At 73.1% G+C, this 20,359-nt stretch carries 23 protein-coding genes and 1 pseudogene; 10 read left to right on the plus strand and 14 right to left on the minus strand.

Features of this window, described 5'->3' with window-relative positions; genetic code table 11:
* The 3 genes from ABEB06_RS01640 to ABEB06_RS01650 form a co-directional block, all read right to left on the minus strand.
* On the minus strand, positions 1-438 hold the full coding sequence (locus ABEB06_RS01640) for a protein-tyrosine phosphatase family protein (RefSeq protein WP_345694945.1): 438 nt from the start codon (positions 436-438) through the stop codon (positions 1-3).
* A 290-nt stretch (positions 439-728) separates the two neighbouring features.
* The gene (locus ABEB06_RS01645; RefSeq protein ID WP_345694664.1) at positions 729-1,478 is read right to left on the minus strand and encodes a transposase family protein; all 750 of its coding nucleotides are present in this window, start codon (positions 1,476-1,478) and stop codon (positions 729-731) included.
* A 342-nt stretch (positions 1,479-1,820) separates the two neighbouring features.
* On the minus strand, positions 1,821-2,153 hold the full coding sequence (locus tag ABEB06_RS01650) for a hypothetical protein (RefSeq protein ID WP_345694946.1): 333 nt from the start codon (positions 2,151-2,153) through the stop codon (positions 1,821-1,823).
* A 313-nt stretch (positions 2,154-2,466) separates the two neighbouring features.
* On the opposite strand from ABEB06_RS01650, the gene ABEB06_RS01655 reads away from it, so the two are divergent.
* The 3 genes from ABEB06_RS01655 to ABEB06_RS01665 all read left to right on the plus strand — a co-directional run bounded on the left by ABEB06_RS01655 (position 2,467) and on the right by ABEB06_RS01665 (position 3,975).
* Complete coding sequence (locus ABEB06_RS01655; RefSeq protein ID WP_345694947.1) at positions 2,467-2,958, plus strand: DUF2975 domain-containing protein; 492 nt, start codon at positions 2,467-2,469, stop codon at positions 2,956-2,958.
* Positions 2,958-3,185 (plus strand): helix-turn-helix domain-containing protein, encoded by a 228-nt coding sequence (locus tag ABEB06_RS01660; protein WP_345694948.1) that lies wholly within the window; start codon positions 2,958-2,960, stop codon positions 3,183-3,185. The genes ABEB06_RS01655 and ABEB06_RS01660 overlap by 1 nt, the downstream gene beginning before the upstream one ends.
* A gap of 115 nt (positions 3,186-3,300) precedes the next feature.
* A complete protein-coding gene (locus ABEB06_RS01665) occupies positions 3,301-3,975 on the plus strand; it encodes an endonuclease (RefSeq protein ID WP_345694949.1) in 675 nt (224 codons plus the stop codon).
* Between the two features lie 16 nt (positions 3,976-3,991).
* Here ABEB06_RS01665 and folE read toward each other — a convergent pair whose 3' ends face one another.
* Positions 3,992-4,603: a GTP cyclohydrolase I FolE gene (gene folE, locus ABEB06_RS01670; protein WP_345701713.1), complete on the minus strand. Its 612-nt coding sequence runs from the start codon at positions 4,601-4,603 to the stop codon at positions 3,992-3,994.
* 242 nt (positions 4,604-4,845) lie between these two features.
* Here folE and ABEB06_RS01675 point away from each other — a divergent pair, with 242 nt between their 5' ends.
* Positions 4,846-5,577: a helix-turn-helix transcriptional regulator gene (locus ABEB06_RS01675; protein ID WP_345694950.1), complete on the plus strand. Its 732-nt coding sequence runs from the start codon at positions 4,846-4,848 to the stop codon at positions 5,575-5,577.
* Positions 5,578-5,693: 116 nt separating this feature from the next.
* Here ABEB06_RS01675 and ABEB06_RS01680 read toward each other — a convergent pair whose 3' ends face one another.
* Positions 5,694-6,545 carry a LysR family transcriptional regulator gene (locus tag ABEB06_RS01680; protein WP_345694951.1) on the minus strand — a complete coding sequence of 284 codons (852 nt, stop codon included), beginning with the start codon at positions 6,543-6,545 and terminating at the stop codon, positions 5,694-5,696.
* 80 nt (positions 6,546-6,625) lie between these two features.
* Here ABEB06_RS01680 and ABEB06_RS01685 point away from each other — a divergent pair, with 80 nt between their 5' ends.
* Positions 6,626-6,991, plus strand: a complete 366-nt coding sequence (locus tag ABEB06_RS01685) for a DoxX family protein (protein WP_345694952.1) — start codon at positions 6,626-6,628, stop codon at positions 6,989-6,991.
* Positions 6,992-7,007: 16 nt separating this feature from the next.
* Here the strand turns inward: ABEB06_RS01685 and srmL are convergent, their stop codons facing one another.
* The 3 genes from srmL to ABEB06_RS01700 form a co-directional block, all read right to left on the minus strand.
* Positions 7,008-8,135 (minus strand): PheS-related mystery ligase SrmL, encoded by a 1,128-nt coding sequence (gene srmL, locus ABEB06_RS01690; RefSeq protein ID WP_345694953.1) that lies wholly within the window; start codon positions 8,133-8,135, stop codon positions 7,008-7,010.
* Positions 8,136-8,419: 284 nt separating this feature from the next.
* Positions 8,420-8,644: a translation initiation factor IF-1 gene (gene infA / locus ABEB06_RS01695; RefSeq protein ID WP_345694954.1), complete on the minus strand. Its 225-nt coding sequence runs from the start codon at positions 8,642-8,644 to the stop codon at positions 8,420-8,422.
* Positions 8,645-8,705: 61 nt separating this feature from the next.
* Positions 8,706-9,461 carry a GNAT family N-acetyltransferase gene (locus tag ABEB06_RS01700; protein WP_345694955.1) on the minus strand — a complete coding sequence of 252 codons (756 nt, stop codon included), beginning with the start codon at positions 9,459-9,461 and terminating at the stop codon, positions 8,706-8,708.
* A 304-nt stretch (positions 9,462-9,765) separates the two neighbouring features.
* On the opposite strand from ABEB06_RS01700, the gene ABEB06_RS01705 reads away from it, so the two are divergent.
* Positions 9,766-10,266: a GNAT family N-acetyltransferase gene (locus ABEB06_RS01705; protein WP_345694956.1), complete on the plus strand. Its 501-nt coding sequence runs from the start codon at positions 9,766-9,768 to the stop codon at positions 10,264-10,266.
* Positions 10,267-10,345: 79 nt separating this feature from the next.
* Here the strand turns inward: ABEB06_RS01705 and ABEB06_RS01710 are convergent, their stop codons facing one another.
* Both ABEB06_RS01710 and ABEB06_RS39215 read right to left on the minus strand, forming a co-directional pair.
* Positions 10,346-10,840, minus strand: a complete 495-nt coding sequence (locus tag ABEB06_RS01710) for a protein-tyrosine phosphatase family protein (protein ID WP_345694957.1) — start codon at positions 10,838-10,840, stop codon at positions 10,346-10,348.
* 200 nt (positions 10,841-11,040) lie between these two features.
* Positions 11,041-11,227, minus strand: a pseudogene (locus ABEB06_RS39215) (IS982 family transposase); the annotation flags it as partial.
* Between the two features lie 117 nt (positions 11,228-11,344).
* Between ABEB06_RS39215 and ABEB06_RS01715 the strand changes: the two are divergent.
* Positions 11,345-11,815: a hypothetical protein gene (locus tag ABEB06_RS01715; RefSeq protein WP_345694958.1), complete on the plus strand. Its 471-nt coding sequence runs from the start codon at positions 11,345-11,347 to the stop codon at positions 11,813-11,815.
* A gap of 143 nt (positions 11,816-11,958) precedes the next feature.
* Here ABEB06_RS01715 and ABEB06_RS01720 read toward each other — a convergent pair whose 3' ends face one another.
* Positions 11,959-12,369, minus strand: a complete 411-nt coding sequence (locus ABEB06_RS01720; RefSeq protein WP_345694959.1) for a hypothetical protein — start codon at positions 12,367-12,369, stop codon at positions 11,959-11,961.
* A 124-nt stretch (positions 12,370-12,493) separates the two neighbouring features.
* Here ABEB06_RS01720 and ABEB06_RS01725 point away from each other — a divergent pair, with 124 nt between their 5' ends.
* The 3 genes from ABEB06_RS01725 to ABEB06_RS01735 all read left to right on the plus strand — a co-directional run bounded on the left by ABEB06_RS01725 (position 12,494) and on the right by ABEB06_RS01735 (position 15,497).
* Complete coding sequence (locus tag ABEB06_RS01725; protein ID WP_345694960.1) at positions 12,494-13,324, plus strand: helix-turn-helix domain-containing protein; 831 nt, start codon at positions 12,494-12,496, stop codon at positions 13,322-13,324.
* Positions 13,321-13,545, plus strand: coding sequence for a DUF397 domain-containing protein (locus ABEB06_RS01730; protein WP_345694961.1), 225 nt, complete (start codon positions 13,321-13,323; stop codon positions 13,543-13,545). Before ABEB06_RS01725 ends, ABEB06_RS01730 begins: the two co-directional genes overlap by 4 nt.
* A gap of 398 nt (positions 13,546-13,943) precedes the next feature.
* Positions 13,944-15,497: an NlpC/P60 family protein gene (locus ABEB06_RS01735; RefSeq protein WP_345694962.1), complete on the plus strand. Its 1,554-nt coding sequence runs from the start codon at positions 13,944-13,946 to the stop codon at positions 15,495-15,497.
* Between the two features lie 45 nt (positions 15,498-15,542).
* Here ABEB06_RS01735 and ABEB06_RS01740 read toward each other — a convergent pair whose 3' ends face one another.
* The 3 genes from ABEB06_RS01740 to lanKC all read right to left on the minus strand — a co-directional run bounded on the left by ABEB06_RS01740 (position 15,543) and on the right by lanKC (position 20,257).
* Complete coding sequence (locus tag ABEB06_RS01740; RefSeq protein WP_345694963.1) at positions 15,543-17,312, minus strand: ABC transporter ATP-binding protein; 1,770 nt, start codon at positions 17,310-17,312, stop codon at positions 15,543-15,545.
* A 130-nt stretch (positions 17,313-17,442) separates the two neighbouring features.
* Positions 17,443-17,580 (minus strand): SapB/AmfS family lanthipeptide, encoded by a 138-nt coding sequence (locus tag ABEB06_RS01745; protein WP_345694964.1) that lies wholly within the window; start codon positions 17,578-17,580, stop codon positions 17,443-17,445.
* Between the two features lie 94 nt (positions 17,581-17,674).
* Positions 17,675-20,257: a class III lanthionine synthetase LanKC gene (gene lanKC, locus ABEB06_RS01750; protein ID WP_345694965.1), complete on the minus strand. Its 2,583-nt coding sequence runs from the start codon at positions 20,255-20,257 to the stop codon at positions 17,675-17,677.
* Between the last annotated feature and the right edge of the window lie 102 nt (positions 20,258-20,359).

The raw sequence follows: 20,359 nt of genomic DNA on the forward strand, positions 1-20,359 counted from the left end.
TCAGGTGAGGGCGTCGAGCCCGGTCAGGAGATACGCGACGTCGAGACCGGCGGTGAGGTACTGCTCGAAGGTCTGGTTGTTGAGGGCCCAGGGGGATCGTCTCTGCCGGATGAGGTCGATCGCCGTGGCAGTGTCCTGGCCCAGCTCGATCAGGGCTTGCGCCACGACGAGGCCGGAGCGGTTGTAGCCGGAGTGGCAGCGGACCAGGACGGTGTGGCCGCTTCGCACGGCGTACGCGGCAGTGAGGGCAAGCTGCTGGACCGAGTGGATCTGCTCCGCCGTGAGGGGGCCGTCGGGGATCTCGGTGATCAGATGTTCCACACCGGGGTGCGGACCGTGGCCGGCGCGGGTGAACAGGCTGATGACCAAGTCGAACTCTCTGCCCGCGACGGCAGGCTGCAACTCACCGGCCTGATCGGTCCAGAAGTGTCCGCCCATCCACAGCAGTGGCTTGATCTCGTTCCAGGGTGCCTGCGGTCCGGGGACGTCGCGGTCCTTCTGTCGCGTTTTCACTGTGCTCCTCTCCGCGGGGATCAACGACGTTTTCAGGGGCCCGCGTTCCCCGAACCGGTGTTCTGTTGACGTTCCTTGAGCCTCCGATCGCACAGGTCGGTCCGGGCCGTGTCCGGCAGATCTTGCTCTGCAAGGCCTGCCGCAGGCTTCATGGTCCCGCGGACGGCGTGGCGTTGGTCGGCCGAGTACCTTCCGACCTGGAGAAGTGAGCATTTTCAGCGTTGCCTCTCCAGGGTGAGGACCGCCCTGGCGGCTGACGTGAGCCAGTTGGGGCTGCAGCGGGCGTGTCGGAAGATGCGCCAATGCTTGAGGGTGGCGACGCCGCGCTCGACCGGACAGCGGAGCCTGGCATGGGCCTTGTTCAGGGACCTCTCCTTCGCGGTCAGCTCGCGTTTGGGCCGGCGGCGAACCGGAACGGCGACGCCTGGGCCGGCTCCGGTATAGGCCAGATCCGCGAGCGCCGGGATCCGCAGCCGGGCGCAGGTCTCGACGATCCGGTGGTGCCGGGCCGCGGTCAGGTCGTGGATTCGGCCCGGCAGCGGTCGTGAGATCCACGCGAGCTTGCCAACGGGATTGGTGATGACCTGCAGGTTCACGCCGTGGCGGCGGTGCTTGCCGCTGTAATCGGCACGGCCGTCGCCGACCCGGTCGCACTCGGCCAGGGTGCCGTCGACCAGTACGTATGCCCCGTCCGTCTCGCGAAGGGCCCGGGTCAGCCCCGGCGCCTTGCGGGCGAGATGCCCGGTCACCGCACGAACGTAGGCGTGGGCCGTACCCACGCTGATCCCGAACCCGGCCGCGATCTGCGCGAGCGTGTCGTGCTTGCGCAGGTACACCAGCGCGACGATCGCGCGTTGCGACGGCCGGAGCTTGCAGCGCCGGTCACCCTCACGGGTGACAATCAGCATGGTGACCCACTCCACCAGCGCGTGCGGCAGGTCAAGTGATGCAGGATAGACAACCAACGAGGCTCTCCGGCCACCGAGTTGAGACGTCAGACATCTCACTCAACCGCCGGAGAGCCTCGCTCGTTTCGCTGCCCGCTGACGTCACCCAGCCGTCACCCGATCGGTGCCCGCGCTGAAAACGCTCAGTGGATGGTCGACCGGCCGAGATCCTCGGGCCCGATGCAGAGCTCACCTACATGGCAGGTGACCACCTGCTCACGCGGCCTGTATTCGCTCCTTCCGAAGCGATGGACGACCTTCCCCACTTCCTTCCAGGGGACACGTGGTGCCGCGAAAGACGTAGGCGCTTGCCGTAGCGCGTCGAGTAATTGTCACTACCTGGGGATCGAGTGAGCGTGGTCATGAGGGCGGGTTGGTGCCCTGGATGGCGTGCCGGCCGTTGGTGTTGTCGCCTGGGGCGAGCAGGGCGGTTCCTGCGCCGCGGAGGGTGACGAGAGCCGTGCAGACGGGGTCGAGTTCGTCGACCGGGTGCCCGTAGAAGAGGATCCGGGTCAGCTCCAGGTCGATCGACGCCGTGGTGTCACGGATGTGGTGGAAGCGTGCGCCGAGGCGGACCGGCCCGCGCGTGCAGCGCACGGCTGCGGTCGCCCGGGTCTCGTCCACGGCCCGTAGGTGATCGATCAGAAGTTCCGCGTCGACCGCCGGCCGGTCGGAGTCGGGGCTCGCCATCATGCCGCCATGATCTCAGGGCGTTCGACGAGTCGGCCGCGCTCGGATCGGGCTCCGCACGGACGAGCGGGACGAGGTGGGCACCGTTGGCGGCCCGCCGGCGGGCCTGGGCGGACTCGACGGGCTTGAAGCCGTCGCGAGCTCGGCGGCACAGGAGCCGGCGGCTCGGGTGACCTTGGCGCGAAGGCGGACGGTGGAGACAGTCGACCCCAGCAGCGTCCTCGTCGCCGACGTCGGCCAGGTCGGAGGAGAGACACCTTGTGGGATCTATCGTTTTTCGATAGCTTTCCATCGTAAGTCGATGGAAGGATGAGCTGTGGGAAGACTGACAGTGGGTGCGCTGCGCGCCGTGCTCGCGGTGGTGTTCACCGGCACCGTGCTGGTGCAGGTGTTGATGGCGTGGATGCTGATCAGCGGAAGCGATCCGGAGGACGGGTCGGTGCCGCTGACCGCGTTCCGGGTGATCACGATCGTGGGCCTGCTGTCGGCCGAGGTCGCCCTGGTCTGCGTCTGGCGGCTGGTGGGGATGGTGCGGCGGGGGACGGTGTTCTCCCATGCCGCGTTCCGGTACGTGGACGGCGTGATCGGCTCGATCGTGGCGGCCGCCCTGACGTGGTTCGCGGTGACGGCCGTCAACGCGCCGGGCCAGCGCGAGGACCCGGGCGTGACCGTCATCATGGCCGGGATCGGTGTGGCGGTCCTCGGGGTCGCGCTGATCGTGCTGGTGCTGCGGATGCTGCTCGCCCAGGCCGTCGCCCGCGACGTCGAGGCGACGCGGATGCAGGCCGAGCTGGACGAGGTGATCTGATGCCGATCGCCGTCGACATCGACGTGATGCTGGCCCGGCGGAAGATGTCCGTCGGCGAGCTCGCGGAGCGCGTGGGGATCACGCCCGCCAACCTGGCCGTCCTCAAGAACGGCCGCGCCAAGGCGGTGCGCTTCGCGACCCTCGCCGCGCTCTGCGAGGTCCTCGAGTGCCAGCCCGGCGACCTGCTCCGCTGGGAGGCCGACGTGGACGTGGCCGTCGGCGACTGACCGGCGCGGCCCCGGGTCCACGACCGGCGTGACGCCGCGGATCCGGGGCAGTCGCAGGAGTACGGGCGGCACGGAAGGGCCGCCCGGCACGGCGACGGAGGGCGAGGTGAGGGCGATGGGCGTCGACACGGTCACCGCGCGACTGCTGGCCGAGCACGGCCGCACGTACGCCGAGGAGGCCGGCATCACGCTGCGCGACAAGCCGGCGCCGCTGTACCGACTGCTGGTGCTCACGGTCCTGTGCTCGGTCCGGATCAGGGCCGGTGTCGCCACCGACGCGGCCCGCGAACTGTTCGCGGCGGGGCTGCGCACGCCCCGGGCGATGGCGGACTCGTCCTGGCAGGAGCGGGTGGACGCCCTGGGCCGGGCGCACTACGTCCGCTACGACGAGAGCACCGCGACGGCCCTCGGCGACGGCGCGGGGCTGGTGCTCGGCCGCTGGCGCGGCGATCTGCGCGGGATGCGCGAGGAGGCCGGCGGCGACGTCGACGCGCTGCGCGGGCTGCTCCGGGAGGTCCCGCGGATCGGCGCGGTCGGGGCGGACATCTTCTGCCGGGAGGTCCAGGCGGTCTGGCCCCAGCTGCGCCCGTTCTTCGACGACCGGGCCTGCCGGGCGGCGAGGGGCCTGGGCCTGCCGCACACGCCGCGCGGGCTGGGCGCTCTGGTGCCGCCCGGGGACGAGGCCCGGCTGGCCGCCGCCCTGGTCCGGTCCGGCCTGTCCGGGGGTGCGGCGAAGGACGCGGCGGAGGACTCGTCGAAGCACCGGACGAAGGAGCGCCGCGCCGCGTGACCCCGCCGGCCGGCGCTCAGCCGGGGATGCCGGTGAGGCCGGTCAGGGCGAGGAACTCGGCGCGCGAACGGGCGTCCTCGCGCAGGGTGCCGAGCAGGGTCGAGGTGACGGTGCTGGAACCGGTGGCCTGCACGCCGCGCAGGGTCATGCAGGTGTGCTCGGCTTCGACGACGACGCCGACTCCCTTGGGGTCGAGCTGCTGCTGCAGCCAGTCGGCGATCTGCTTGGTCAGGCGTTCCTGCACCTGCGGGCGGCACGCGAAGTACTCGACGACCCGGGCGAGTTTGGACAGGCCGAGGATCCTGCCGCCGGGCAGGTAGCCGACGTGGGCGGTGCCGACGAAGGGCAGCAGGTGGTGCTCGCAGACGGACCGCAGCGGGATCGACCGGGCGAGGACCAGCTCGTCGTAGCCCTCCTCGTTGGGGAAGGTCGTCAGGTCGAACGGGCGGGGGCTGAACAGTTCGGCGTAGGCGCGCGCCATCCGTCCGGGAGTGCCGCGCATGCCCTCCCGGGCGGTGGAGATGCCCAGGGCCTTCAGGAACCCGGCGGCGGCGCTCTCGGCCGCCGCGAGGTCGATGCCGTCGGCGTCCGGGACGACCCGCAACGCCGCCCCGGCCGGCCCTGACATCGGCCCCGGCATCGGCATGGGCGCCGGCACCGGTTCGGCCGCCGCCACCTGGAAGTCGTACATGTCCACCACCGCGCTCACTCGCTGCTGCCCCCGCACCTGCCGCTCACTGCGCATGACCCGACCCCTTCCCGGCTATTTCACCAACAAGTGTTGTCTTTATTCCCCGCGGCCGTCAAGAGCACAGGCCAGAGCGCCGCACGGACAGGTCGGCCCGCGCCGGTAGGAGTTATCGTGGGCGCGTGGCCAGCGATGAGAGTGCGACGACCGTGACGCCGACGGACGGGATCGACTCCGTCAGCGCCCTCGGCGAGGAGTCCCGGCGGCGGATGTTCGCGTTCGTCCGGCGGGCGGGTCGGCCGGTGACCCGCGACGAGGCGGCGGCCAGCGTCGGCATCTCGCGCAAGCTCGCGGCCTTCCACCTCGACAAGCTCGTCGGCGTCGGCCTGCTGCGCACCCACTTCGGCACGCCCGACGCCCCCGACGCGCCCCGCAAGGTCGGCCGCCGGCCCCGGCTCTACGAGCCCACCGACGCGCAGATCACCGTGAGCATCCCCGACCGCCGGCACGAGCTGCTGGCCGAGCTGCTGCTCGACGCGGTGCTGGCCCAGTCCGGCGAACAGCCCGCCACCGACACCGCCGTCCAGGTCGCGGGCCGGCGCGGTCGCGCGCTCGGCGGGGCGGACCGCGACGCCGCCCGTCCCGGCCGTCTCGGCGCCGAACGCGGCCTGACGATGTGTGAACGGATGCTGGAGGCGTACGGCTTCGAGCCGACCCGGGAGGCTCCGGCGGAGGTGCGGCTGCGCAACTGCCCCTTCCACCCGCTGGCCGCCAAGGCGCCCGCCCTGGTGTGCGGCATGAACCACGCCTTCCTGACCGGCTACCTCGACGGACTGGAGGTCACCGGCGTCGAGGCCGTCCTCGACCCCGCCCCCGGCGAGTGCTGCGTGCGGCTCCGCTCCGCGGCCGGCTGACGGAGCGTCGCACCCGTCCGGCCGACCCGGAACGGCGGGGTCGGCTGCCGATCGGCGGGGTCGGCCGCCGGGCGGCGGGGGCGATTGCCGATCGGCGGGGGCGGCCGCCGGGCGGCTCAGCCCCCGTACACCGTCCGCGCGATGCGGACGAACTCGCGCACCGGAACGCTCTCCTCGCCCTCCCGCCAGGCGACCACCACCCGGCTCGGCGGCATGTCCGCCACCGGCACCAGGGCCAGCCCGGCGGCCGGGTCGTGGCCGAGCGGGGCGATCCCGACCGTGCCGCTCCACAGCACGGCCTGCAGGCACTCCTGGACGGCCCGGACCACCGGGCCCTCACGCGGCTCGCCGCCGTTCCAGTACGCCTGCCACGCGGGGTCCGTCCCGGGCGGGAACTGGAACCACGGCCGCCCGGCCAGGTCGGCCAGGGTCAGGCCCGCCCGTCCCGCCAGCGGATCGTCGGCCCGCAGCACCGCCCCCACCGGGTCCGCCCGCAGCTCGCGGACCGTCAACCCGTCGGCGCCGAACGGGCCGCGGGTCAGCGCGACGTCCACCCGCCCGGCGCGCAGCCCGCAGGTCGGATCGGTCAGGTCGGTCTCCCGGATCCGCACCTCCACGCCGGGGTGGCGCCCGCGGTACTCGGCGGCGAGCCGCGTCACCGCCGGGTCCGAACTGTCCCCCAGCAGCCCGACGGTCAGCACGGCGGGGCCGGCCGCCGACGCCACCCGCCCGCGGATCCGCGCGGCCCGCTCCAGCAGGTCCCGCGCCTCCGCCAGCAGCACCCCGCCGGCCGGCGTGAGCGCCACGCCCGCCGCCGACCGCAGCAGCAACTGCGCCCCGAGGTCGTCCTCCAGGCGCCGGATCGCCCGGCTCAGCGGCGGCTGGCTCATGTGCAGCCGGACGGCGGCCCGGCCGAAGTGGAGTTCCTCGGCCACCGCCACGAAGTACCGCAGCGTGCGCAGCTCCATGCGGCCACGATACCCGTACGGTATCGGCTGCCCGGGACGGGTCTTGGACACCCGGCCCGCCCGCGCGGTCGGATCGGGCCATGACCTTCGCAACCTGGACCCTGGCCGGGCTCCTCGCCGTCTTCTACCTCTACGCGGGCGGCGTCAAGCTGCTCCACAGCCGCGAGCAGCTGCTCCCGATGATGGAGTGGGTGGACCGCACCCCGATGCCCGCCGTGCGGGCCGTCGGCCTGGTCGAGGTGCTCGGGGCGCTCGGCCTGGTCCTCCCCCCGCTGGCCGGCACCGCCCCCTGCCTCGCGGCCGCGGCGGCGGCCGGATTCGTCCTCCTCCAGCTCGCCGCCACCGGCGTCCACCTGGCGCGCGGCGACCGCCGGATCGCCCTCAACGCGGTCCTCCTGCTCGCCGCAGTCGCCACCCTCGTCCTGGCCGCCCGCACCTGGTGCTGAGCGGCGCGCCCCCGGGTCAGCCGCCCGTCGCCCACTGGTGGGCGCTGCCCCGGTGGACCGCGGCGTAGACGCGGTCGCGCAGCAGGTTGGCGTCGTGGTCGGTGAGGGTCCGGCCCAGGTGCCGCAGGACGACCTTCAGCAGGACGTTGTCCTGGTCCCGGCGGGCTCCGAGCCGTTCCAGCGCCTGCGGGGGGAGCTCGGCGCACGGTGTCCGGGCGAGGATCTCGACCGACTCCACGCAGCCGGCGTCCGCCCCCAGCGCGTCGCGGACCCGGTCGCCGAGGTCCTCGGCCAGGTCGTCGCGGTCGACGGCGACCGACAGGTCCCGGCGGACCGCCGGCATCGCGGAGACGGGCCGGTACGGGGAGAGGTCGGCCATCTGGGCGGCCACCGCCGGCTCGGCCGAGCGCAGGACCCGGATGTCCGGGATGTTCTTGAGCAGCATCAGCATGCGGTCCAGCCCCATGCCGAGCGCGAGCCCGCTCCACGAGGCGTCCAGGCCGGCCCGCGCCAGCACCCGGGGGTGCGCCAGACCGCACTCCGCCACTTCGATCCACTCGCCGTCGCGCTCCACGTCCACCTGGCGGCCGGAGCGGGTGTACGGGTGGACGCGGTCCTCGTGGCGGTGTTCGGCGCCTGGGAGGACCGCGTCGACCAGGGTGGTGACCATGTCGTCCAGGTCGGCCGTGGTCATGGGGGCCGGGCGGCGGGTGAGCCGCCACAGGTCGAGCTGGTGGGGGGTGCCGGTGTGCAGCCGGTCGATGCTGTCACGCCGGTAGACCAGGCCGGGGCAGACCAGGAGCACGTCCTCGGCCGGGTCCGGGTCGGCGGCCAGCGCGCGGAGGGCGGCGGGGACCAGGGCGCTGGAGTGGCTGCGCAGCATGGTCCGGTCGTCGACGTAGCGGGTGTAGCGGGCGTCCCGGGTGATGTCGTCGGCGCGGTAGCCGAGGTTGTCGTAGTTGTCCTCGACGCTGACGGTCCGCTCGCCGCGGTAGGAGCGGACCTCGCAGCCCCAGCGCTGTGCCAGGGCCTCGACCGCGCGGTCGAGGACGAGTTGGAGGGCGTGCGGTCCGGCGGCGGGGTCGGTGAGGTCCCGGACGGACAGGTCGAGCGCGAGCTTGTCGGCGGAGAGATGGGCGGGCATGTCGGCCTCCAGGCCAAGGGCGGTGACGGGGGTGGTGGAACCCCCCGGCCCCTGGGCCCGGCCGCTCGGCGGTCGGCCCGCTCAGCTCCGGAGACGTGGCGAGGTCCGACCCCTGCGGCGCCCATCGGGGGCCGGGGGGCCGGTAAATCGGCGAGAGATCGCTACGACGGCCACATCGGCAGCTTAGCCGCACGCCGCCGTCCCGCACCGGGATTTTCCGCGGCCCCGCGGCCCCGCGGCCGCCCCGCCGCCGGAGCGGCAGGGCGGCGGGGCGGGGCGACCCGTCAGTTGCGGTAGCGGTACATGATGCGTCCCCGGGTCAGGTCGTACGGGCTGAGTTCGACCAGGACGCGGTCGAACGGGAGGATCTTGATGTAGTTCTTGCGGATCTTCCCGCTGATGTGGGCGAGCACTTTGTGGCCGTTCTGCAGTTCCACCGTGAAGGTGGCGTTGCGCAGGCACTCGAGGACGGTGCCCTCGATCTCCAGGCCCTTGGACACTCGTGGCAAGGCTTCTCGATTCTCTGGTGTGGGGTGGAGGGGTGTCGGGCGGTGGGCGGGCCGACCGGAGTCAGCGGCGCACCAGTTGCAGGGTGTGGCCGGCGCGTTCGGCGCCGAGGCTCTCGAACAGGGCGGTGGCGGCGGTGTTCGACCGGTCCACCTCGGCCCACGCGGTGGGGACCCCGGCATCGTGCAGGGTGTGCAGGGCGTGGGTGAGCAGGGACCGGCCGACGCCGTGCCGCTGGTGGGCGGCGCGGACGGCGAGCAGTCCGATCCGGGCCCGCTCGCGGACCCGGACCACGCGGACCAGGCCGGCGTACCGGCCCCGGTGGACGGCGACCGCGTACAGCGACGGGTCGACCAGGGTGTCCCCGGGCGGGCCGGAGCGGAGTTCGGCGGGCATGGTGTGCCAGCCGGGGCCGGCCTCGACCTCGGCGCGCACGGCCCGGTCGAGGGCCCGCAGTCCGGCCTCGTCGGCCGTGCCGGCGGGCAGGACCGTCACGTCCTCGGCCGCCTGCCGTCGCGGTGCGCGGGCGGTGGGCAGGAGGTACTCCCACTCCCGCCGCTCGGGGGCGAACCCGGCCCGCTCCCAGCGGGACGTCAGGTCGCCGTCGTCGCCCGCGACGACGGTGCGCAGCGGGCCGGGCAGGGCGGTGAGCATGGCCTCGGCGAGCGGCGCGAATGCCGCGTCGTCCCAGACGTCGATGCTGACGAACCGCCGGCCGTCGGTGCGCGGGGAGAGGTCGCCGTGGCCGACGACCAGGTCGCCGGCCAGGGCCTGCCACCGGGTCTCGTCGACCCGGGTGACGGTGAAGGTGGTGTTCATGGCTTTCGCCTTTCGGGAGTGCCTGCGTTGTGGCCGGGCGCTCCCGATCGACACCTGGGTCAGTCGGTCACCGTGAGGGAAAGGGGGAGCACCCACCTCGATCCAGCTCTCATGGGTCACACCTCCTCGCGTCCTGTCACGGTGCCTCGAACCTTAGCAAGCCCGCACCGCCTGTCCAATCCGTTTGACGAGCCGGCGCGTGATCGGGGCGAGTTGGACATGGCTGCCCCGGACGGCATGATCCTCATCGTGTCGATCACGGTGAACCGTGCACGCGGTCCGATCACTCTCACCTGGAGCCCGGATGTCCGAAACCCCTACGATCACCATCCGTGACCTCGTCGCGGCCGACGAGCAGGACTGGCGCCGACTGTGGGCCGGGTACCTCGACTTCTACGAGTCCGCCGTGCCCGCAGCGGTCACCGACTCCACCTGGCGGCGGCTCCTCGATCCGCACCAGCCGCTGCTGGGCCGCGTCGCCGAGCACGACGGCGCGGTGATCGGCATCACCAACAGCGTGCTCCACCACAGCACATGGCTCACCGGTCAGGTCTGCTACCTGGAGGACCTCTTCGTGGACCCCGTCCACCGCGGGCTCGGGGCGGGCCGCCTGCTCGTCCAGGACCTCTTCGACCTCGCCGCCGCCCGCGGTTGGGCGCGCGTGCACTGGCTCACCGCGCAGGACAACCCCGCCCGCCGCCTCTACGACACCTTCGTCCCGGCCGACCACTTCGTCCACTACGAGCGGGACCTGCCCTCCGCCGACGGCACCGGACCGACCCCGGCCGGCCTGCCGCCACGCTGACCGCCGGCCTGGCACTGCCGTGGAGCTCCGGCGTTGTCGAAGGCCACGTCGACCGGACCGTCCTGCGGGATCCGATGTGTCAACACCACGCCTGACCGAGCAGTCCCATGGTCCACTCCCGCTGCTCGGCGGTGTCCGGGACGGCGAGTCCGCGGGCTCGTTCGACGTGGTTCCAGGCGGTGTCGGGATCGACGCCGCCGAGGATGAGGAGGGAGGCCGCGAGGAGGGACGAGCGTCCGATGCCGGCTCGGCAGTGGGTGACGACGTGTGCGCCGCCGCACAGCCGCTCGGTGAGTCCGTGCAGGGTCGGCAGGATCGCGGTGCGGTCGGGGACGGCGCGGTCGGGGATGGGCAGCGCGACGAACTGCAGCCCGGCCGCTGCGGCTGCCGCGGGTTCGTCGGTGAGGCCGAGTTCGTCGAGTTCGGGGCCGGTCAGGGCGCAGACCAGGACGTCGACGCCGTGGTTCTTCAGCGCGGCCATCTCGTCCTCGAGCCAGTCATTGCCGCGGGGTCTGGCCATGGTGCTCAGTCGTCCGGGGCCGGGGAGGTCGAGGGTGAAGAGGGTGGGTCGCATGTCAGCAGCACTTTCCGTCGGTGGAGTCAGGTGGTGTCGGGCAGCCGGGGGGACGAGTTGGGCTTCCGCCGGTTCCTCGGGGGTGCAGAAGTCGCAGCGGGCGCAAGCCATCCGGTGCCGGCGCTGTTCGACGAACGAGGAGGAGCACAGCCCGTGACCGAGATCCTGGACGAGTCACTCCGAAGTGATCCGTGGTTGTCGAGGCGGGAGCTGACGAACCGCGGCCACCTGGACTCCGAGGTGAAGCCCAGCACCGCCTGGGCGGCGGCGAGGCGGACGAGCTCGGAATCGGTCAGCCGGGGGGTGGCCCGGCCACCGGGCGCCCGTCATCTCGTCGTCGATCTTCGCACGCAGTGCGGCGGGGAAGGCATCCAGGTCATTCGCCACAGAACGATCTTGGCCGCCCGTGCCGGGTCTCCCGGCCCGGGCCCAGGCCCAAGCCCAGGCCCTGGATTGCCCGAACCCCGTGCCGTGTTACCGCCATCGATGTCATAGTCGGACGTTGTGTGGACAACGCTTGCGCCGCTCATCGGCGTCCTGCTCGGCGGGCTCATGTCGATGCTGGCCCAGCGCTCGGCAGGACGCGCCTTGGAACGCGGCGAGGCGCGCCGCAGTGCTCGTGAACGTGCCGAGGCGCGCCGCAACGAGCGGCTTACTCACCTCATCGAGTTCCTGTCCGCGGTGCAGGAAGCGGAACGGGTCGCGGTGGACCGGTATCACCACAACCTGGCTGACGAACAGTGGCAGGCCCGGGCACGGCAGGTCCTTGACAGGGTGTGGGTGACGCAGAAGACGATCCACATACTGTGCGCGTCCGAGGTCAGTGAAGCGGCACGCAGGCTCGCGTGGGCAGTGCAGGAGGTGATCAGGAAGGGCCCCGAAGATCCGGAAGGTCCGCAGGACGAGAAGGTCTGGGCGCACATCCGTCCGAGCCGACAGGCATTCCTCGATCTCGTGCGCGACCAGCTGAGTTGAACCCCGGAGCGATCCGGTAGCTGGCGTGAGCGACCCGGGACACGCAGCACCGGCTCCGGCCTCCACTGCGCGGCGAGCGTCATCTGCTTCGCCGGCTTCTCAATGGACGCCCCCGGCCACCGCCCGCCGGAACGGCGGGACCGTCACGCGGCCCCGGAGCTGCTCCCCGCCGACTCCCGGTACAGCGTCAGCTTCGGACGCACCGCCTGAACGTCCGGGACCGCGGGGATCACCGCGGGGACCAGACCGAGCGCGGCCAGTTGTTCCACCGTGATCACCGACCGCACGTCACCGCCCGTCACCACGTAGCCCTTGAGGACCGCGTACTCGATCAGCACGTTCGCGAGCTGCGCGGACCAGTGCGCGCCGGCCCCGCCGAGGGCGATGTGGGCACCGTCCGCCATCGCCCGGACGCCGTACTGCGGGGAGAGACCCGGTGGTGGACAGAGACCCGCGAGCCGGAAGGCCGTCTCCAGGCGCTCGGCGGTCTCCTCGCCGAGTGCGCGGAACCGCCTCAACCGCTGCTCCTCGTCCTCCTCCAGCCCGTATTCCACCTACCGCTCCGTTCACCTGTCGTCACGTTCTGCATTCAAGGATCGGCTTGCGAGGCTAGCATCGGAAGTCCCCCGCACTTGACACTTGCGGGTGTGGGACTCGGAGCTCTCAGGGGGATCGGCCGTGCGACGTACCGAGCTTGACCCGTCGTCATCTCCGGTTGCGGCGTTCGGCGTCCAACTGCGCAGGTCACGCGAGGCGAAGGGGCTCTCGCAGGTCCGCTTCGGGCGGCTGATCGGCTACAGCGACAGCTACCTGTCATGTATCGAAAGAGCGGAACGCAATCCCACTCTCGTACTGGCCCAGCGGGCGGACGCGGCCCTCGACACCGGCGGCACCCTCGAGTTGATGTACTGGAACATCAGCCACACCGCCCTGTTCGAGGGCTTCCCGGAGTACGCCCAGCAGGAGGCCGGGGCCTCGGTGATCCGCATCTTCGAGTTGGGCGTGGTCCCGGGGCTCCTGCAGACCCACGAGTACGCCCAGGCGCTGGAGGCCGGGGCCGTCGCCCGGGGAAGCGCCACCCGCCAGCAGGCGGACGAGCGCGTCGCCTTCCTGCTCACCCGCCAGGGCAGCGTGGAGCGCAGGCCCCCGCCGCTGGTGCACGCCGTGCTGGACGAGAGCTGCGTCCGCAGCGCGGTGGGCGGGCCGGCCGTCCTCGCACGCCAGTTGGAGCACCTGGAGCGCCTCGCCGAGCAGCCGACGTTCATCATCCAGATCGCCCCCTTCGACCTCGGCGAGGGCCGGCCGTTTTTGCGCCCGGTGATCCTACTGACCCTGCGGGACGGCACCACGCTCGGCTACACGGAAACCCACCAAAGGGGTTACCTGGAGCGGGATATCGCCACAGTGACGGAGTGGGACAGGGACTACGATCGGCTGCAGGTCGAGGCACTGTCCCAGGCGGCATCCCTTGCAGTGATCCGCCAGGCCCGGAAGGAACTGTCAGCATGATGTACGACGGCATCAACCTGAACGAACTGAGCTACGAGAAGAGCCGCTACAGCGGCAACGGCGGCTCGTGCGTCATCTGGTCCAAGGCCCTGGTCGAGTCCCACGGCCTCATGGTGGTCGGCGACAGCAAGGACCCGGGCGGGCCGAAGCTGGTCGTGCCGGTGGCCGCCTGGACGGGCCTCTGGGACGCCGCTGCCGCCGACGAGTTCAGCGGCGCCTGAACCCACGCGCACCGCGTGCGCCGCGCACGAGCCGGTGCACGCCCGCGCTGCCGCGCACGCCTTGGCGCAATCGGCTTGCACCACAAGGAAGACGGAGCGTCCGAACCCGCTGCACCGGCGGGGGAGGCCGTACGCGACGGTGCGCTACGAGGCCCCGGTTGGTCACAGCAGCATCAGCCCGGCGGCCACCAGCGCCCGCCCGCGCTCCCGATCGACGTCCACTGCGACGGTCCGGCCGGCGGCCCGGCCGACTCCGCCTTCACCCTCGCCTACGCGCGCAAGCCGTAGGGTCCGTCAGGAGCCCTTCCGTGCACGGCTAAGCTCTCGTTCGTCGCGGACATGCAAAACGGCTGGTCCGCGCGGACGGGGGAAGTCCTCCCGATCGAAGTGGAGGGGCGATGGGATTCCGGAACGGATTCGCACGCGGACGGCGGCGCGGGCTGAGCCTATTGCTCGGCCTGCTGCTGTGCGCGGGATTCACCATGGGTGCGGCGGCGTCACCGGCCCGGGCGGCCGACGTTCCGTGCCAGCTGTACGCGCCGGCGCCGAACCGGCTGGCGGACCTGGCGGTCAGGGCGGCCTGCGCGGAGGTCGCCGCCGGCACGATGTACACCTGGGGCGGCGGCCACGGCACCCGGCCGGGCAAGACCTACGGGTACTTCGACGGCCAGGACGAGGCGTCCCGGCACGACGACACCGTGCTGGGCTTCGACTGCTCCGGTTTCGTGCGGTACGTCTGGTCGCAGGCCGTGGGCTACGACATCGTCGGGAGCGGAGCCACCGGCAACGAGGTCAAGGTGCTGACCAACCCGGCGGCGCACAACACCGTGATCTACGGCCCCGGCGGGTTGGAGCCCGGGGACATCGTGTTCTTCGGCGACAAGCACTGGTACGGCAACTCGATCGAGCACGTCGCCCTCTCGCTGGGCGGCGACCGGATCGCCGAGGCCGCCCAGTCGGGCACGCCGCTGCACGCCCGGGTGCTGAACCCGGACAAGTTCGTGATGGCGGTCCGGATCAACCCGGACACCGTCGGGCAGCCGGGGCCGGACCCGGGCGCCTCGGGGCCGGTGCACAGCACGTGGGGCACCTGGATCCGGCTCGGCGAGCAGCCGGTGCACGGCGCCCGGGTGGTCGCCGTGCTGCCCGGTCCGACGCAGGTGAACGTGAACTGCCAGCGGCGCGGCGACAGCATCACCGCCGAGGGCACCACCAACGACTGGTGGTCGTACCTGCCGGAGTACGGCGGATGGATCACCAACATCTACCTCCAGGGCCCGGCCGTGCTCCCCGACGTCCCCGAGTGCGGGACCGGGCGCGACCTGAGCCACGAGTCGGGCACGCCCGGCGGGGGCGGGTTCAGCACCTGGGGCTCCGACGTCAACGTCCGCGGCGGCGCCTCCACCTCGGCGAACCTGGTGTCGACCGTCCCGACGCCCCGCGCGGTGCGGATCACCTGCCAGGCTCACGGCGGGCTGGTCCAGGCCGAGGGCTACGTCAACGACGTCTGGTCCTACCTGCCGGACTACCAGGGCTGGGTGAGCAACATCTACATCCAGGGGCCGGCCGTGCTGCCGGTGCCCGAGTGCGCGACCGGGGGCACCGTCCCGGCGCCCGCCGCGACCTGCACCGACGGCACCGAGCCCACCGGGTCGGACGCGCGCACGCCGGCGGGCCGCTCGGTGGAGATCGACGGGCGGCTGATCGAGCTGCGCTACAGCGACTCGACCGAGTGCGCCTGGGGCCGGATCAGCCGCGGCGGCCTCGGCGACCACGTCTGGGTGGACCGGAGCTCGGACGGCGGCGCCCACTGGGAGCCGCAGTTGGGCCACACCACCATCACCGACGGGCAGGACGTCCACACCGTCCAGTGGCGCGACTCCGGCGTGGTGATGCGCGCCTGCGGCAGCGTCGCCGGGCGTCCCGACGTGGTCTGCACGAGCTGGTTCTGAGCCACCGCCGCCCCCTCCGGCCGAGCCGGTCGGAGGGGGCGGTGCTCAGTGCGCGGGGGCGGCCTGGCTGGCGACCAGGTCGCGGTAGGGGGTGCAGCGGGCCAGCAGGGTGGAGTGGTCGCCGGCGTCGAGGACGGCGCCGCGGCCCATCACCACCACGTGCTGGGCGTCCTGCACGGTGGAGAGCCGGTGGGCGACCACGATCACGGCGCGGGTCGCGGCGAGGCGGCCGACGATGGCGCGGAAGCGCTGTTCGTTGAGGCCGTCGAGCTGGCTGGTCGGCTCGTCGAGGAGGATGATCTCGGCGTCCGAGAGCAGCGCCCGGGCGAGGGCCATCCGCTGCCGCTGCCCGCCGGAGAGGTCGGCCTCGCGGCCGATCGGGGTGTCCAGGCCCTGCGGCAGGCGGGCGATGTCCTCGGTGAGTCCGACGGCGTCGAGCGCGGCGTCGAGCTCGTGCGGGTCGGCGGGGGTGCGGCGGCCGAGCTGGAGGTTCTCCCGGACGGTGGCCTCCAGCAGGGTGAACGCCTGGTCGACGTAGGCGATCCGGGCCCGCAGGGCGTCCAGCGGCCAGTGGCGGGTGTCGTGGCCGAGGACGGTGATCGAGCCGGCGGACGGCTGGATGAACCGGTCGATCAGGGCGAGCGTGGTGCTCTTGCCCGCCCCGGAGGAGCCGACCACGGCGGTCAGGCCGGTGCGCGCGGTGGTGAAGGAGATGCCGCGCAGTGCGGCGTCGGCGGCGCCCGCGTGGGTGTAGCTGACGCCGTGGAAGACCACCGAGGGCGCGTCCGGGACGGGCGCGGGGACGGGCAGCGCGGCGTCCTGCGGGTCGGCCTCGGGCGGCAGGTCGAGCAGTTCGTTGCAGCGGTCGCGGGCGGCGAGGCCGGCCTGCAGGCGGCCGAAGCCGGTGGCGAGGGTGCTCACCGACGGGACGGTCTGCAGCAGGTACAGCAGGAAGGCGGCGAACGCCCCGACCTCCAGGTCGCCGGCGGCCAGCCGGGCGCCGCCGGTGAGGATCACCGCGATCATCGCGAACTGGTTGCCGAGCGTCAGCACCGCCGGGACGAGCGCGCCGAGCCGCGCCCCCTCCAGCGACACCACCCGCAGCTCCTCCGCGTCGGCGGCAAGCGCCCGGGCGGCGACCGGTTCGGCGCGGTACGCCTTGACGGTGGTGAGGGCGTCCAGGGTGGCGGTGTAGCGCTGGGCGATCCGGCCGACGGCGTCCTGCTGGCCGGTGACGTTGCCCTTCATCCGGCGCAGGATCAGCAGGACCAGCACGGTGAGCACGGCGAGCGCGCCGACCGTGACCAGGGTGAGCACCCAGTCGATCCACACCATGACGAGCAGGGTCGCCCCGACGGTGAGTGCGGCGAGCGGCAGTTGGGTGGCCACCTCGACGACCTGGCGCAGCAGCAGCGCGTCGGAGGTGATCCGGGCGGCGAGGTCGCCGACGCCCTGGGCGCGGACCACGGCCAGCGGCAGCCGCAGGCTGTGCTCCATCAGGCGGATCCGCAGCCGGTAGGTCATCCGCTCGCCGATCCGGGCGAGCAGGAAGCCGGAGGCGGCCTGGCTGAGCGCGCCGGCGAGGGCCGCCCCGCACATCGCCAGGACGGCGGGGCCGAGCGGGTGGTGTTCGGAGAATTCGGCGATGATCTCCCGGACCAGCAGCGGCAGGAGGAGGCCCGCGGCGGTGGCGACGAGGGCGAGCAGCAGGGCGCCGGCGAGCCGCAGCGGGTGGGCGGTGAGTTCGCGGCGCAGGCGCAGCCGCGGAGGGCCGGGGACGCGGGGGGTGGTCCGGGGAGTCGGGGCGGCGGCCACGGGCAACCTCTCTGCTGGACGTGGATCGGGCCGCAGCGGTCGGCTGCGGCCCGGGTACCGGCCGGGCCCGTGGTGCGGCGGGCCCGGCCGGCGATGGGTGCCTGGCTGCGCTCGGCGGCGCAGGGTCAGGTCACAGGCAGAGCAGGGTGCTCACCGTGCTGGTCCCGCAGTTGACGACGCTGAGGGAGCTGGTGCTGGCGAGGGTGTCGTCGATCGGGGCCGCCTCGGTCTCGGGCAGCTCCATGGTCTGGAGGTCGAGGATCGCCATGACTGTTCTCCTTCTCACTACTGTGACCCACCCGGCCGGACGGCCGGGAGTTCGGTGGGGGCGCCGCGCGGGCGCCCGGGGGGGTGGCGTGCGGTCAGTTCGCCGCGGCGGTACCGGTCCAGGGCAGGAACGGGGTTCCGGCCAGGGCGGTGCCGAGGGCGAGCAGGACGCCGGCGGATCCGGTGGCCAGGTCCGCGGAGAGCCGCAGCAGCTGGTCGCCGGGGAAGGCGGGGTGGCCCTGGTAGGTGACCTGGTGCAGGGTCAGCAGGGCGCGTTGGCGGTCGAGCAGCGCGGACCCGTCCGGGTCGGCGGCGCGGTGGCGGGTGAGCGCGAGGTAGCCGATCAGTCCGGCGCGGCCGTTGAACAGGCCGGGCTGGATGATGAATTCGGGTTCCGCGGCTCGGCGGATCGCCGCCTCGTGCCGTCCGGTGGGGCTGTCGGGGCGGTGCGCGAGCAGCGCGTCGACGGCGAGTCCGATGCCGGCGCTCCCGGTCTCCAGGTAGGGCAGGACGCGGCGCCCGTCGAGCACTTGGAAGGTGCCGTCGGCGACGGGGGTGCACCGGTCGAGGTCGAGTTCGAGCAGGGCCTCGGCCTGGTCGAGCAGGGCGCGCTCCCCGGTGCGTTCGGCGAGCCGGACGAGGGCGAGGGCGGTGCCGGAGGCGCCGGCCAGCAGTCCGGCGCGCCGCCTGGGGTCGTCGCGGCCGGCTTTCTCCAGGTCGGCGGCCGAGGTGCGGGCCAGGGCCAGCGCCTCGTCGAGGTGGCGCTCGCTGCCGGTGGCGTCGGCGAAGTGCAGCAGGGCCAGGGCGATGCCGGGTGCGCCCGACGCCAGTGAGGTGCCCGGGTCGGCCGTCCGGTCGCGGTCCGGCGCGGCGAGGCGTTCCAGCAGCCCCAGGGCCGTCTCGCGTTCGCCGAGCAGGTCGAGGACGTACGCGACGCCGTGGCCGCCGTGGTAGAGGCCGGGGGTGGTGCCGCGGGTGCGGGCGGCGTCGGCGAGCCAGCGGACGTGGTCGGGGTCGACGGGTGCGCCGGTGGCGTGCAGGGCGTACAGGACGCCGGCGGCGCCGTGGGCGATGCCGAGCCCGCCGAGGGTGAACTGGGCGACGTCGCCGGGGAAGAGCCGGTCGGTGCGTTCGGGGCTCGCCGTGGCGGCGATCCCGGCGGCCAGCGCGTCCCTGATCCGGGGCCAGTCCGCCTCGGGTGCGGCCAGCAGGGCCTTGGCCTCGGCGCGGCGCAGGCCGAGCGCGGGGCGCCGGGTGCGGCCGTCGTCCGGTGCGGCGCCGAGGTAGCGGCGGATCGCGTCGGTGTAGCCGGGCGGGACCGGGAAGCGGGCCTCGATGGCGTCGGCGAGTTCGGCGGCCTTGCCGGGGTCGAGCGCGGGCAGTTGGGCGAGCGGGTAGAACAGCCACAGCCGGACGGCGGCGAGCGCGTACCGGTCGATCTCCGTCCCGGTGTAGCCCCGGGGTGCGGTGAAGCCGGCGGCGCCGAGCGCCGGGCGGAGGAAGTCCTCCTCGGTGCTGGCCAGTTCGAAGTCGATGAAGCAGAGCTCGCCGTCCGGGCGCAGGATCAGGTTGCGCGGGTGGAGGTCCCCGAAGACCACCCCGCGGGCGTGGATGCCGGCCAGCGCCCGCTCCAGGCGGTCGACGATGTCGAGCGCGTCGCGGGTGTAGGCGGCGACGGCGTCCGGGTCGGCGTCCGGGTGGATCAGCGGGTACTCGGCGGTCAGCCACTCGCTGAGGGAACGGCCCTCCACGTACTCCTGGACCAGGAACTCGTGCTCCCAGGCCGTCAGCAGCCCGTGCTGGGCCGGTACTCCGGGCACGCCGGCGAGCCGTTCCAGGACGGCGTGCTCGTTGCGCAGCCGGGTGACCGCGTCCACGCCGCGCTGGTCGAGGCCGGCCAGTGGCCGGGCCTCCTTCAGCACCACCTGCGGCCCGTCCGCGCCGGTGGCGCGGGCCAGGTAGACGCCGCCCGCGTTGGAGAAGTGCAGGACCCGCTCCACGGTGTACGGCAGCCCGCTGTCGCGCTGGGCGGCCCGCGCGGCGACGGCGGGGGCGACGGCCGGCGGCACCGGCGCCCAGTCGGGCACGGCGAAGCCCGGTCCGCGCACGTCGGGGACCAGTCGGCCGTCCGGGTGGGTCAGGGCGAGCACCCGCTCCCCCGCCTCGTTGCGGCAGTACTGCTCGGCGAAGCCCCCGTACCGCAGGTAGAGCGGCCCTTCGCCCCAGCGCAGGTCGCTGAGGACGTACGGTCCGCGCCGCCCGGCGAGCAGGGTGCCCAGGCCGTCGAGACATCGTTCCAGCGCCTCGTCGTCGACCGGGTAGATCGTGCAGAACTTGCCGCTGGCGCCGCGCGGGGCGTACTTGGAGTTCTGGACCTGGAGGATCGGCAGTCCGCGCAGGAACTTGAAGGCCGTCCGCTCCCGCAGGCAGTACGCGAAGACCGTCTCCAGGACCTCCTCCGCGTCCTCGGCGCACGAGGAGACGTGGATCTTCCAGCCCTGCTCCGGCAGCCGCACCCCGGTGGGCCGCACGACGGCCCAGATCTCCAGGTCGCCCCGCTCCCAACCTGCCGGCAGCGGGCGGGTCACGGCGGCGAACTCCTCGGTGGCGCCCCAGCGGCGGGGCGAGTCGTAGAAGTGCGGGTCTGCGTAGGCGTACGCCTCGTAGCGGTTGTCCAACGGAACCTCCTCGGCACGGGGGTGCGGACGGGGCCGTGCAGCAGGCCGGCAGTAGGGGGAATCCCCCGCCGCCGGTGCGACAACCAGAAGTATTCAATCCCG

The organism is Kitasatospora terrestris (genome assembly GCF_039542905.1).
Lineage (GTDB): Bacteria > Actinomycetota > Actinomycetes > Streptomycetales > Streptomycetaceae > Kitasatospora > Kitasatospora terrestris.

Coding starts and splice junctions, on each gene's coding strand:
- ABEB06_RS01640 (WP_345694945.1), bottom strand. CDS start 438: ATGGGCGGACACTTCTGGACCGATCAGGCCGGTGAGTTGCAGCCTGCC.
- ABEB06_RS01650 (WP_345694946.1), bottom strand. CDS start 2,153: ATGATGGCGAGCCCCGACTCCGACCGGCCGGCGGTCGACGCGGAACTT.
- ABEB06_RS01660 (WP_345694948.1), top strand. CDS start 2,958: ATGCCGATCGCCGTCGACATCGACGTGATGCTGGCCCGGCGGAAGATG.
- ABEB06_RS01665 (WP_345694949.1), top strand. CDS start 3,301: ATGGGCGTCGACACGGTCACCGCGCGACTGCTGGCCGAGCACGGCCGC.
- folE (WP_345701713.1), bottom strand. CDS start 4,603: ATGTCAGGGCCGGCCGGGGCGGCGTTGCGGGTCGTCCCGGACGCCGAC.
- ABEB06_RS01680 (WP_345694951.1), bottom strand. CDS start 6,545: ATGGAGCTGCGCACGCTGCGGTACTTCGTGGCGGTGGCCGAGGAACTC.
- ABEB06_RS01685 (WP_345694952.1), top strand. CDS start 6,626: ATGACCTTCGCAACCTGGACCCTGGCCGGGCTCCTCGCCGTCTTCTAC.
- srmL (WP_345694953.1), bottom strand. CDS start 8,135: ATGCCCGCCCATCTCTCCGCCGACAAGCTCGCGCTCGACCTGTCCGTC.
- ABEB06_RS01700 (WP_345694955.1), bottom strand. CDS start 9,461: ATGAACACCACCTTCACCGTCACCCGGGTCGACGAGACCCGGTGGCAG.
- ABEB06_RS01705 (WP_345694956.1), top strand. CDS start 9,766: ATGTCCGAAACCCCTACGATCACCATCCGTGACCTCGTCGCGGCCGAC.
- ABEB06_RS01710 (WP_345694957.1), bottom strand. CDS start 10,840: ATGCGACCCACCCTCTTCACCCTCGACCTCCCCGGCCCCGGACGACTG.
- ABEB06_RS01730 (WP_345694961.1), top strand. CDS start 13,321: ATGATGTACGACGGCATCAACCTGAACGAACTGAGCTACGAGAAGAGC.
- ABEB06_RS01735 (WP_345694962.1), top strand. CDS start 13,944: ATGGGATTCCGGAACGGATTCGCACGCGGACGGCGGCGCGGGCTGAGC.
- ABEB06_RS01745 (WP_345694964.1), bottom strand. CDS start 17,580: ATGGCGATCCTCGACCTCCAGACCATGGAGCTGCCCGAGACCGAGGCG.